At 66.6% G+C, this 12,350-nt stretch carries 9 protein-coding genes; 5 read left to right on the forward strand and 4 right to left on the reverse strand.

Features of this window, described 5'->3' with window-relative positions; all coding sequences use genetic code 11:
* Positions 1-4: 4 nt before the first annotated feature.
* A complete protein-coding gene (locus tag ACPXYO_RS15145) occupies positions 5-2,101 on the reverse strand; it encodes a molybdopterin-containing oxidoreductase family protein (RefSeq protein ID WP_423922194.1) in 2,097 nt (698 codons plus the stop codon).
* A 121-nt stretch (positions 2,102-2,222) separates the two neighbouring features.
* Between ACPXYO_RS15145 and ACPXYO_RS15150 the strand changes: the two genes are divergently transcribed.
* Entirely contained in the window at positions 2,223-3,623 is a 1,401-nt protein-coding gene (locus ACPXYO_RS15150; protein ID WP_423922196.1) for an MFS transporter, read from the forward strand.
* Between the two features lie 46 nt (positions 3,624-3,669).
* Here the strand turns inward: ACPXYO_RS15150 and ACPXYO_RS15155 are convergent, their stop codons facing one another.
* A complete protein-coding gene (locus ACPXYO_RS15155; protein ID WP_423922199.1) occupies positions 3,670-4,617 on the reverse strand; it encodes a calcium/sodium antiporter in 948 nt (315 codons plus the stop codon).
* A 33-nt stretch (positions 4,618-4,650) separates the two neighbouring features.
* Positions 4,651-6,441, reverse strand: a complete 1,791-nt coding sequence (locus ACPXYO_RS15160) for an IlvD/Edd family dehydratase (RefSeq protein WP_423923881.1) — start codon at positions 6,439-6,441, stop codon at positions 4,651-4,653.
* A 213-nt stretch (positions 6,442-6,654) separates the two neighbouring features.
* Between ACPXYO_RS15160 and ACPXYO_RS15165 the strand changes: the two genes are divergently transcribed.
* The 4 genes from ACPXYO_RS15165 to ACPXYO_RS15180 are packed head-to-tail and all read left to right on the forward strand — an operon-like array spanning position 6,655 to position 11,187.
* Positions 6,655-7,662, forward strand: coding sequence for a thiamine pyrophosphate-dependent dehydrogenase E1 component subunit alpha (locus tag ACPXYO_RS15165; protein WP_423922201.1), 1,008 nt, complete (start codon positions 6,655-6,657; stop codon positions 7,660-7,662).
* A complete protein-coding gene (locus tag ACPXYO_RS15170) occupies positions 7,659-8,660 on the forward strand; it encodes an alpha-ketoacid dehydrogenase subunit beta (RefSeq protein WP_423922204.1) in 1,002 nt (333 codons plus the stop codon). The genes ACPXYO_RS15165 and ACPXYO_RS15170 overlap by 4 nt, the downstream gene beginning before the upstream one ends.
* Complete coding sequence (locus tag ACPXYO_RS15175; RefSeq protein WP_423922207.1) at positions 8,657-9,688, forward strand: NAD(+)/NADH kinase; 1,032 nt, start codon at positions 8,657-8,659, stop codon at positions 9,686-9,688. The genes ACPXYO_RS15170 and ACPXYO_RS15175 overlap by 4 nt, the downstream gene beginning before the upstream one ends.
* A gap of 14 nt (positions 9,689-9,702) precedes the next feature.
* Positions 9,703-11,187, forward strand: a complete 1,485-nt coding sequence (locus ACPXYO_RS15180) for a 2-oxo acid dehydrogenase subunit E2 (protein ID WP_423922210.1) — start codon at positions 9,703-9,705, stop codon at positions 11,185-11,187.
* Here ACPXYO_RS15180 and ACPXYO_RS15185 read toward each other — a convergent pair.
* On the reverse strand, positions 11,184-12,347 hold the full coding sequence (locus ACPXYO_RS15185; RefSeq protein ID WP_423922213.1) for an acyl-CoA dehydrogenase family protein: 1,164 nt from the start codon (positions 12,345-12,347) through the stop codon (positions 11,184-11,186). The genes ACPXYO_RS15180 and ACPXYO_RS15185 overlap by 4 nt on opposite strands.
* Positions 12,348-12,350 lie beyond the last annotated feature (3 nt).

A 12,350-nucleotide genomic window follows, 5' to 3' on the forward strand; every position in this document is an offset into this window, starting at 1 on the left:
CAGGCTACGGCGACGAGCTGGCCAGTGTCCGCGGATCGCGATGGGCCGGTTCGACTTCGACAAGCGTGTCGTGAAAGGCCGCCGAACCGACGTCGGGATCGGGACCGCCGACCGCAGCGTTGGTCAGGACGTTGACGGTGCGCGCATCGGCGCTGCCAGCCCACCAGCCAAAGGGCATTGCCACCAGCCCGGGCTGCAAGCGGTCCGAGATGGTGGCGTCGGTGAACAGCTCGCCTCGGTGGTTGAAGACACGCACCCGGTCACCTTCGAAGATGCCCCGCACCGACGCGTCGGCGGCACTGATCTCGAGGCGTGGCCGCGGCGGTTCCGGAAGGTGGTGCTCGAAACCGCCGTAGTGGCTGTTGAGGAAGCGCAGGTGCTGCTTCAGCGTCATGAGCGCCAGCGGGTAGCGCCCGGCCAGCGCAGCGTCGCCTGCGGGTGATTCTGCTGCGGGTCGGTAGCGGAGCGCACCGAGCTGCAGCAGGCCCAGTTGGCGACGCGGGGCCCCATGGGCAGCGTCGGCACTCGACGGCGGCGACAGCGGGACCTCCCGTTCGACCAGGGCAGACCAGCCTGTCGGCACTTCCAGTCGCGCCCAGCCGTCTCGTTCGAGCCGCTCGTAGGTGATGCCGTCGAGCCAAGGGTGGTCGCTCGCGAGCAAATCCCGCGCCACCTGCTCGTCGCTGTCGGTCAGGCCGGGCGCATCGAGCTTCATCGCATCTGCCAGCCGGCGGAAGATCTCAGTGTTCGCCAAGCACTCTCCGAGCGGCTCGATGGCCGGCAGGTTCAGCGATACGTACAGATGGCCCCACGCGTTCATCAGGTCGAGGTGCTCGATCTGGGTGGTCGTGGGCAGCACGATGTCGGCGTACCTCGCGGTGTCGGTCATGAACTGCTCGATCACCACGGTGAACAGGTCGTCGCGTTCGAGGCCGGCGAGCACCCGGTTCTGGTCAGGCGTGATGGCAGCGGGATTGCAGCCATAGTTCACCAGCACCGTTACGGGCGATTCCAGTTCGCTTTTGGTGAGAACGTCGCCGAGTGCCGACATGTTCACGGCCCGCTCAGGACCGGGCGGCGGCACAACGTCGGCGAATGCCGTGTCGAAGTACACCTGCGTGGAGCGCATGTAGACAGAACCCGAGACGGCGGCCAGGGCGGCGATCGCGCGGTGGATGTCCCGGCCGTGTTCGCGGTGCTCCATGCCGATGAGCGCACGCAGCACCGTCGGCCCCGAGTGGGCGATGCGGTGCGCCAGTCCAACGATGTCGGCGGGTTCGGTGCCGGTGATGCTGGCTGCGTCGTCGAGGCTCATGGCCCGGGCTTCGGCCCGCAGCTCTGGCCAGCCCTCGGCGCTGGCCTCGAGTCTTGCCTCGTCGATCGATCCCTCGCTGTCCAGCACGCCGATGATTCCCAGCACCAGGGCAACGTCGGTGCCCGGACGCGGCTGGAGGTGCCAGTCGGCCCGCTGGGCTGTCATGGTGGCGATCGGGTCGACGACGATGACGCTGGCGCCGTTGCCGCGAGCCGTTTCGATGAATCGCCACAGGTGACGGTTGGTCAGCAGCGTGTTGGTGCCCCACAGCACCACGGTGCGGGCATCGGCGATCTCGGTGGGATCGGCTCCGAGGGGGACACCCAGCACATCGGACGCGCCCAACCACGCAGTCACTCCGCAGATGTCACGGTTCAGGCGGGTGGCCCCCAGCGCGGCGAAGAACCGGTCCGCGAGCACACCCTTCTGCACGAGTCCTTGTGTGCCGTCGAGCGAGTAGGGCAGCACGGTCTCGCCACCATGGCGAGCAATGGCCGCGGCCGTGCGTTCGGCAATCTCAGCGATCGCAGCATCCCACTCCATCGGCTTGAACCGACCTTCGCCCTTGGGCCCGGCTCGTCGCATTGGCCGCAGGAGCCGGTCAGGGTGATACACGCGGTCCAGAAACGGGTTCACCTTCGGACAGAGCTGACCGTCGGTGAACGGATGGGCCGGATCGCCTCGCAGGTGCACGGCGACGCCGTCGCGAACCGTGACTTCCCACGCGCAGGTATCTGGGCAGTCGTGGTGGCACGCTCCGCGCACGATCGTTGGGGAATCGCTCATCGGGAGCTCGCTCCCGGCGGCCGCCTCAAGAACCTCTGTGGGCATCACCCCTAGCATGGCCTAACCGAACCTGCGCGCCCGCATCGAATTCCGGGCACAGCGTGCACGAGGCCATCGCCCCATGTCACAGTCGACGTTCTCGGCGACACCGATCGCCGCGCCGCCTCTTGGCGAGCCGTCGCGCCTGCTCACCGGCCCGTTCCTGATCCTGAACGTCAGCGCACTGTTCTCGGCTATCTCGTTCTCTTCGATGCTGCCGCTCACGGCATTGCTGGTCACCAACCAGACAGGCGGTGGTGACGTGGCAGTCGGCTTCGCCATCGGCGTGTTCGCCATTACGGCCATCGCAGCCCGACCGCTCATCGGCCGTCTCGGCGACGAGCGTGGCCGCCGCTTCTTGATCGTCCTAGGCGGCTTCACCACCGCGGTGACGTTCTTCGGGCATATCTGGGCCGATACGTACGTACTCATCCTGGCCATGCGCATGCTGACCGGAGCGTTCCAGGGGATGTTCTTCGTCGGCAGCGCCGCGATGATCAGCGACCTGGCCCCGGAGCACCGCCGCGGCGAGGCCGTGAGCTGGTTCTCGGTGTTCCTCTACTTCGGAATGGGGATAGGCCCAGGACTGGGAACGATCACCCAGGAGTGGGGCGACTCCTCTTTCGCATTGGGGGGCTACGACGCGGCATTTGCTCTTGCGGGGGCACTGATGATGCTGTCTGCGGTCATCGGCGGGTTTCTTCCGAAGGACTCGCCGAGTGCCGTGGGGCAGCATTTCGCCGAGGACGACAACGGCCAGATGAACGGGACGGCGGGCGTTGGTGCTTCCCAACTGCAGGTGCGCCTCGCCCAGGCAGCACGCCCGCTGGTGTTCCAACTCGTCGGCAAGGAGGGAAGCGCAGTCCAGCCGCCTGCGGCGCCGCACGCCCAGGCGCCCGCGAACACGGGCAACGCAGGCCGCATCTTTTACAGGCCGGCGCTGTGGCCCGGGACCATTCTGGCGATGGGGATCATCATCATCCCGGCGCTGTACGCCTACCTGCCCAAGCTCGCAGAAGAGCACAGTCTCGGCTGGCTCGGCCCGGTCTTTTTCGTCTACAGCATGCTGGTTCTGGTGCTTCGCATCATCGGACGCAAGCTGCCCGACAAGCTGGGCACGAAGCGAACGGCGACGTTGGCACTCATCGGTGCGGCCGCCGGCATGGTGGTGATCGGTACCTTTGTGTCGGTTCCAGGGCTGTACGTCGGCGTGCTGATCCTGGCCCTCGGCGGTTCGCTGCTCTACCCAGCGCTGATGGTCGCCGCTGTCGAAGGCGTCCCGGTCAACGAGCGCGCGCGTGCCATGAGCACCTTCACGATGTTCTTCGAGCTCTCGGCTGGAATCGGCGGGCCGATTCTGGGTGTCACGGCGTGGCTCGTCGGCGCCACGGTCGGCGCCTTCTACGCGGCGGCCGCATGCTCGCTGTTCGGCATCGTGCTGCTGGGCATCTGGCAGCGCGGTCTCACTCCCACGCGTTCCTGAGCTAGAGGCGTTCGCAATTGAACGGGGAATTGTGGCCGCGTTCCGTTCAGCTGACGCCGAGCAGGACCATTGCGCCGATGTAGACGGCGACCAGGGCGACGCCATCGATTCGGCTGGCACGCTTGCCGACGAGCGCACCCAGGTAGGCCAGCACGATCACGGCCATCATCGCTCCGATTCCGAGGCCGGTCAGCGTGGGGTCGTCGATGGCTCCCGCGCCCACCAGGCCCATGGCTCCGCCGACAGCGAGGCTGTTGAAGATGTTTGAGCCGAACAGGTTGCCCACGATCAGCTCGGTGTGCCCTTTTCGAGCGGCGGCTACAACGGTCGCTAGCTCCGGCAACGACGTGCCCACCGCTACGACAGAGAAGCCGATGAAGCCGCCGCTGAGGCCCCAGCGCTCCGCGAGTGCGGTGGCGCCCTCCACAGCGAGCTGGGCGCCCACGATGACGCCGAACAGCCCCAGCAGCGCCCGGATCAGATTGGTGATCGACCGACCGACGTCCTGAGCGACAGGAGATGTGCCTTTATCGGGCGGAAGGGTCTCGTCACGCGACGAGCGCACCAGCCACACCAAGGTGATTGCCATCAAAACGGCCAGCAGGCCGCCCTCAAATCGGCTGAGCGTGCCGTCCACGACCAACAGAGCGAATATCGCTGCGGCAGCCATCGACCAGGGAACATCGCGACGCAGGGCCATGCGGGAGAACGGGATCGGCATGAGCAGTGCTGCCACTCCGAGGCCCAGGCTGAGGTTTGCCACGTTCGAGCCCACGATGTTGCCCACGCCGAGCGCGGGCTCGCCATTGATCGCCGCCAGCGAGGACACCACCATCTCCGGTGCGGACGTGCCGAAGCCCAGCACTACCGCCCCGATCACTGCAGGCCGGATTCGCAGCGCGGTGGCGAGACGTGATGCGCCCGTTACAAAGTGATCACCAGCCCACACCAGCAGCACTAGGCCCGCCAGCAGTGCCAGCAATGCGAGGATCATCGCTGCGACGACCTCGATCCCAATGGCGCGGACCTAGTGATTGTGACGCGGGGTGCCATATGCGCGAGCGGTGTCCCGGTACTTGACAGCCGGGCGAAGCACCATTCCCTCGTCGAACTGGGTGACGATCGACCGCTGGATCTCTTGCCACGGGGTATGCGATGGCGGCACGGGGTATCCACCGGCCTCGTCCAGCTTGGCCTTGCGGCGGGCCAGTTCGTCATCGTCGACCAGCATGTCGGCGCTGCCGCGACGCAGATCGATCCGGACACGGTCGCCGGTGCGCAGCAACGCCAAGCCGCCGCCGACCGCCGCTTCGGGAGCCGCGTTCAGGATCGACGGCGAGCCCGACGTTCCCGATTGACGACCGTCGCCGATGCACGGCAGCGAATGGACTCCGCGCACCAGCAGTCCTGCCGGGGGCTGCATGTTGACGACCTCGGCGCCGCCGGGGTAGCCGATCGGACCAGCCCCCCGAACGAACAGCAGGCAGTTCTCGTCGATGTCGAGAGCGGGATCGTCGATGTGGGCCCGGTAGTCCTCCGGTCCGTCGAAGACGATGGCGCGGCCTTCGAACGCGTCGGGATCATCCGGATTGGACAGGTAGCGCTGTCGGAACTCGTCGGAGACGACGCTGGTCTTCATGATGGCGCTGTCGAAGAGATTCCCTGACAGGTTGATGAACCCGGCATCGGCCAAGAGCGGTTCGCCAACAGTACGGATGACGTCGGCGTCCATGATCTTGGCATCGGCACAGTTCTCGCCGATACTGCGGCCGTTGGCTGTCAGCGCATCGGGGTGAGGCAACAACCCGGCGTGCATCAGCTCGCCGACCACGGCGGGTACACCGCCAGCGTGGTGATAGTCCTCACCGAGGTAGGACCCAGCGGGCATCAAGTTCACAAGCAGCGGCACTGCGTAGCCGTGTTTCTGCCAGTCGTCGTTGTCCAGCGGGACCCCGAGATGCGCGGCGATCGCATTGAGGTGGATCGGGGCATTGGTGGATCCGCCGATCGCGGAGTTCACGACGATGGCGTTCTCGAATGCCTCGCGGGTCATGATGTCGGACGGACGCAGATCCTCCCGCACCATCTCGACGACGCGCAGCCCCGTACGGTACGCGATCTGCGCCCGTTCGCGATACGGGGCTGGGATTGCGGCGGAGCCAGGAAGCTGCATACCTAGCGCCTCGGCGAGGGAGTTCATGGTGGTGGCGGTGCCCATCGTGGAGCAGTAGCCCACTGACGGTGCCGAAGACGCCACCAGGTCGATGAATCCCGTGTCGTCGATCTCGCCGGCGGCATAGAGCTCACGGGCTTTCCACACGACGGTGCCCGATCCGGTCCTGCGCCCCTCGTGCCAGCCGTTCAGCATCGGCCCAACCGACAGCGCGATGGCAGGCACGTTCACCGTCGCGGCCGCCATCAGGCATGCCGGTGTCGTCTTGTCGCAACCGATGGTAAGCACCACACCGTCGAGGGGGTAGCCCTGCAGCACCTCCACGAGGCCGAGATAGGCCAGGTTGCGGTCGAGCGACGCGGTGGGCCGCTTGCCGGTCTCTTGGATGGGATGCACCCCGAACTCGAAGGCAATCCCGCCGGCTTCGCGGATGCCCTCGCGCACGCGTTTTGCCAACTCGAGGTGGTGACGGTTGCACGGCGAGAGGTCTGAGCCGGTCTGGGCGATGCCGATGATGGGCTTGCCCGACTGGAGCTCTTCTCGTGTCAGCCCGAAGTTGGCATAGCGCTCGAGGTAGAGCGCCGACATGAGCGGGTCGCCCTCGATGTCGAACCAGGCCGCCGAGCGCAGACCGCCGCGCCCGATGCCCGGGTCGGGTCCGCCGACAGGATGGATCGAACGAGGTTCGGAGGATGGGTGTGAATCTGGTTCGGAAGCCACCGGGCCACACTACGCCTCGCCGCGGGTCGCACAGCAGCCGTGCGGGCCCCCGGTGGAGCACACGACGCAGCCACCACGGTGGACTCACAGGCGCGGAACTAGTGTGTGGCGGGCCGATATCGCGCCGAGGGGGCACGCATGGATCCGAGCCCAGAAGTACTGCTGGATATGCACCGACGCATGGTGCGCATCCGTCATTTCGAAGAAGCCGCCGGGCGGCTGGCCGAGCAGAACCGGCTGCCGGGATTCCTGCACCTGTATGTGGGGGAGGAAGCGGTTGCCGCCGGGGTGTGCGCCAACCTCGACGACGATGACCAGATCAGCTCGACCCACCGGGGTCACGGGCATCTGGTGGCCAAAGGGGGCGACTACAGCCTCATGATGGCTGAGCTGATGGGCAAGGCCACCGGCTACTGCGGGGGCAAGGGCGGCTCCATGCACATCTGCGATCTCGACCTGGGGATGCTCGGTGCGAACGGCATCGTGGGCGGCGGTGTGCCCATCGCGGTTGGCGCCGGATTCGCGAACAAGTACCGGGGCAACGACCGGGTCTCGGTGGTGTTCTTCGGCGACGGCGCCTCCAACATCGGCGCCTTCCATGAGGCCGCAAACATGGCGGCCGCACTGTCGCTGCCGGTGCTGTTCGTCTGCGAGAACAACGAGTACGGCGAGTTCACGCCACGTGAACGCACGATGGCCATCACCGATGTGGTGGACCGAGCTGCCGGCTATGGCATGCCCGGGGCAATCGTGGACGGCATGGACGTGGTGGCGGTGTGGGAGGCAGCCAACGAGGCCGTCAGCCGGGCCCGTCGGGGTGAAGGGCCCTCGTTCATCGAGGCCAAGACGTACCGCTTCTACAACCACCACGGGGTGCAGACGCTCGGCATGAAGTACCGCACCGACGACGAGCTCGCACAGTGGAAGCAACGGGACCCGATCGAGTTGTTCGAAGGTCGGCTGGCGGCAGCCGGCGTGCTCGATGCCGACGGTGCTCAAGCCGTTCATGACTCCGCCCAGGCCGACATCGAAGCGGCGATCGCATTTGCCGAAGAGAGTCCGCTGCCCGACCCGGACAATCTGCTGGCCGACGTCTACACCGGCGCCAATTTGACCGCAGCCGCGTACTCAGGAGCATCATCATGACCGCCACTGCCGGTGCCTCAGAGCGCAGCATCGCCTATGGAGCCGCTTTCACCGAGGGGCTCGCACAGATGATGGAGGCCGACCCGAATGTGTTCGTTGCCGGTGAGGACGTCGGTCGAGCCGGGGGAGTGTTCGGTTCGTTCCGCGGGCTGAACGAGCGTTTCGGCGATATGCGGGTGGTGGACACGCCGATCAGCGAGCAGGCCATCGTGGGTCTCGGCACCGGGGCGGCCGTCAGCGGCCTGAGGCCAGTCGTGGACCTGATGTTCATGGACTTCATGCTCGTTGCCATGGATCAGATCGTGAACCAGGCGGCGAAGCTGAAGTACATGTTCGGCGGCAAGGCCACGCTGCCGCTCACGATCACCACGAGTGCCGGAGCAGGGCTGTCGGCCGCAGCTCAGCACAGTCAGAGCCTCGAGGCGATGCTGTGTCACGTTCCGGGCCTCAAGGTGGTCATGCCGTCGAACCCGTACGACGCGAAGGGCCTGCTCATCTCGTGCATCCGTGACGACAACCCGACGGTGTTTGTGAAGCACAAGCGCCTGCTGGGCCTGCGTGGGGACGTTCCCCCCGACGTGTACGAAGTGCCGCTGGGCTCGGCGAACATCGTGCGGCCCGGCGACGACATCACCGTGGTGACGTACGGCCGGATGGTGCACGAGGCCACATCGGCTGCTGATGCGCTCGCGGCAGAGGGGATCGAGTGCGACGTGATCGACCTCCGCACGTTGCAACCGCTCGATATCGAGACGGTGATCCGATCGGCGCAGCGGACGAATCGCGTCGCCGTGGTGCACGAGGCGGTCCGATTCGGCGGTCTCGGCGGCGAGATCGCGTCCCAGATTGCTGAGGAAGCCTTCGACTATCTCGATGCACCAATCGAGCGCATCGGCGCACCATTCAGCCCGGTGCCATTCAGTCCCGTGCTCGAGAAGAAATGGGTGCCCAACGCCGAGATGGTCGGCGAGCGAATCCGAGCACTCGCGGCCGCGTGAGGGAAGCTACCGGCCCGACAGTCGGCATCGTTGCTAACCCCCTGGCTGGCAAAGACGTAAGAAGGCTCACCTCAGGGGTCACACCGGTCTCGGACGCCGTCAAGATCGGTGCAATCCGCCGTGCTGTGGTGGGCGCTTTCGAAGGCGGCGCAGAGCGGGTGCTGATCAGCGGCGACCGGTCGCGACTGGGGGATCGGGCGCTGGCGGGACTTGATCCCTCGGGACCGGTGGAGGTTCTGGAGCCGCACGGCTGGCATACCGGCCGCGACTCCCAGTTGGCAGCTGCACGCTTCTGTGAGCTGGGCGTGGGGGCGGTGATCGCGCTGGGCGGCGACGGCACCCAGCGAGATGTCGCGAAAGGCTGGCGAAACGTGCCACTGGTGCCGCTGGCCGTCGGCACCAACAACGTCTTCCCTTCGCAGTTGGAGGCCACCGTTGCCGGCTTCGCTGCAGGAGCGGTGGCGAGCGGTCTCGGGGTCGCGGCGGAGGTGACAGCCCAGGCAAAGATCATTGACATCACGCTGGAGTCGAGTGGCGGCGCCGATGTAGCGCTGGTCGACGTGTGTCTGGTGCGGGGCTCGTTTGTGGGCGCACGCGCTGTGTGGGAATCAGCGTCGGTGAGCGAGATCGTCGCTGCCATCGCCGAGCCGCCGTCGGTGGGACTGTCAGCCATCGCTGCGGCCGTCGCCCCGGTGGGGCGGCACGAAGCCGGCGGAGTGCACGTCCGTTTGGGGTGCGCATCGAAGAACGCGCAGCGCAGCAGACGCATCCGGGCGGCGGTGATGCCCGGCAGCTATTCCGACGTCGACATCGAACATTGCGAGCGGCTGCGTTTCGAACAGCCAGTCACACTGTGGGGCCCCGGTGTGCTGACGCTGGACGGAGAGCGCGAGACCGTGCTGGGCCGAGGCGAGAGGGCAGACGTCGCTGTCAATTCAAACGGTCCGCAGGTGATCGACGTGGGTGCGGTGGTTGCTGCGGCACAGCGACGGCGCTACCCCTTCGTGCCTGTGGTTGCGGACGGCTGAGCAAGGGGACGCCGATGGCCACCGAGTTTGCGATGCCGAAGCTGGGTCTGACGATGGAATCGGGCACGATCTTGCGCTGGCTGGTGCCCGACGGCACGCCGGTCGATGCTGGCCAAGCTGTCGTGCTGGTCGAGACCGACAAGGTGGAGACAGAGATCGAGGCTTCGGGCAGCGGCGTGCTGCATCTCACCGGTGAGGTCGGCGAAAACTACGAGTGCGGCGTGCGCATCGGCTGGTTCTGTGAACCGGGGGAGTCCCCACCCACCGCAGCTGCTGTCCCGCCCCGGGCTCCTGTACAGGCGTTGAAGTCCTCAGCAACCGGATCCGCTGTCGCCGCCGCTTCTGCAACGGCACCGCCACGCGCCCCTGGGGAACGTGTCCTGGCGTCTCCGGCAGCCAAACGGTTGGCGAGAGAACTCGGTGTGGAGTTGGCGACCATCGCCGGGACCGGTCCCAAGGGCCGCATCACCGAACGAGACGTGCGAGCTGCGCTCGACGCATCGCCTGTTCCGGCCTTGAGCGAAGCAGCTCCAGCGGGCACAGCTGCAGCGGACCTCAGCGCCGCAGTGTCACCGCCGGCAACTCTGGCGGCCCGGCAACTCGCGGACCTGCTCGGCGTTGACCTTCGCACCGTGAGAGCCGGAGCTGCCGACGGGCGCATCTCGCGCGCTGATGTGGCTGTTCACGTCCGGGATGTGCTGGCCCGGCTGAGTCGCCTTGTCGAGCCGGACCAGCCCGCCCTGATGAGTGCCGCGCCTGAAACGAAGCCCGCCGCAGCGGACGAGACACCACCGCTTGCCCAGACACCCACTGAAGAGATCCCCTTGCGAGGCATGCGCGGTGTCATCGCGGATCGGATGAGCGCATCGCTGCGATCGATGGCCCAGCTCACGCTCACGATGGATGCTGACATGAGCGCGATCGTGGCCGAACGGGCTGCGCGGGCCGAGTCTGCTCGCAGCGGCAACGGCGACGACACCGCCGATGTGGCGGTTCCGGGCTACACCGACTACGTCGTGGCCGCAACTGCCGCTGCGCTGCGTTCCCACCCGCGCATCAATTCCCAGGTCACGGCCGATGCGGTTGCGCTGTTGGGGGACATCCACGTCGGTCTCGCCGTTGCGCTTGATGACGGCCTGCTCGTGCCGGTGATCCGTCATGCCGACCGTCTGAGCCTGAGCGAAATCGCAGCAGAGACGAAGCGCCTTGCCGGCGGCGCACGCGAGGGAGCGTTGGGCTACGACGACTTCCAGGGCGCCACGTTCACGGTCACCGCACTTGGCATGTTCGGCGTGGACGCATTCACGCCGGTCATCAACCCACCGAACACCGCCATCTTGGGCGTGGGACGCATCCGCACTGAGACCGACTGGTCAGGTGGCAACCCCGCAGCCCGCCCGGTGCTCACCCTCTCGCTGACCTGGGATCACCGAGCCTTCGACGGCGCCCCAGCCGCCCGCTTCGCCGGTGCAGTGCGCGACTGGCTCGAGTCCCGCTAAGGGCTGACGTAGCTGCGCTTCGCAACCTCTTCGAGCATGACTTCTGTGGCGCCGCCGCCGATGGGCAGCAGGCGCGCATCGCGGCACATCCGCTCGATGGTCGACTCCCGCATGTAGCCGATGCCGCCGTGGAACTGCATGCAGTCGTACATGACCTGATTCACGACTTCGGCGCCGAGCGCCTTGACGCCTGACATCTCTTTGATGGCGTCGATGCCTTGTTCGGTCAGCCAGGCGGCGTGGTACATCGAGGCGCGCACTGCGTCGACCTTGGCCTGGTTCATTGCCATGCGCTGGCGGATTGCACCCAGGTCGTACAGCGTGGCGTCGAAGGCCTTGCGCTGCTGGGTGTACGCGTTGGTCAGGTCGATGGCGACCTGTGCTGCGCCGATGCCCATGCCGACAATCACCATCCGCTCGTTCTGGAAGTTCGCCATGGTGGCGTAGAAGCCCCGGTGCAATTCGCCGAGCAGGTGGTCGTCAGACAGCCACACATCGCGTAGCACGAGTTCGGCGGTGTCCGAGCAGCGCCAGCCGTGCTTGTCGAGCTTGCGAGCCACTTCGAAGCCCTCGGTGTGCGCAGGGACCAGGAACATCGAGATCCCGTAACGGTCATCGGGGTCGGTTCGAGCCGCCAGCACCGTCATGTCGCCGTACACGGCTCCGGTGATGAATGTCTTGGCGCCATTCAGCCGCCACCCGTCACCGTCGCGGACCGCCGTGGTGCGCAGCCCTGCCACGTCGGAACCGGCATCGGGCTCGGTCACCCCGATCGACAGCATGGTGTCGCCGGACTGAATCGAACCCAGCCAGCGCTCAAGCTGTTCGTCGGACCCCGCATTGAGCAGATGGGGCAGCGCCATGTCGGTGTGCACCAGCACATTTGCTTCGAAGCCCGCGTACGTAGAAGTGCCGAGCGCCTCGGAAAATACGGCCGAGGCGAGCGGACCGAGGCCCAATCCGCCCCACCGTTCAGGCACCCGCAGCGAGAACATCCCCAGCTCGCCCATCTGTTTGTAGATCTCACGCGGAACTTGGCCGGCTTCCTCCCAGGCATCGCCGACCGGGGTGACCTCGTTGGCGACGAAGGCGACGGTTTGCTCGTAGATCGCCTGCAGCTCGTCGCTCAGGTAGATGTTGCGATGGACTGTGGTGCTCACCGG

It is taken from the genome of Candidatus Poriferisodalis sp., from assembly GCF_965237655.1.
Lineage (GTDB): Bacteria > Actinomycetota > Acidimicrobiia > Acidimicrobiales > Poriferisodalaceae > Poriferisodalis.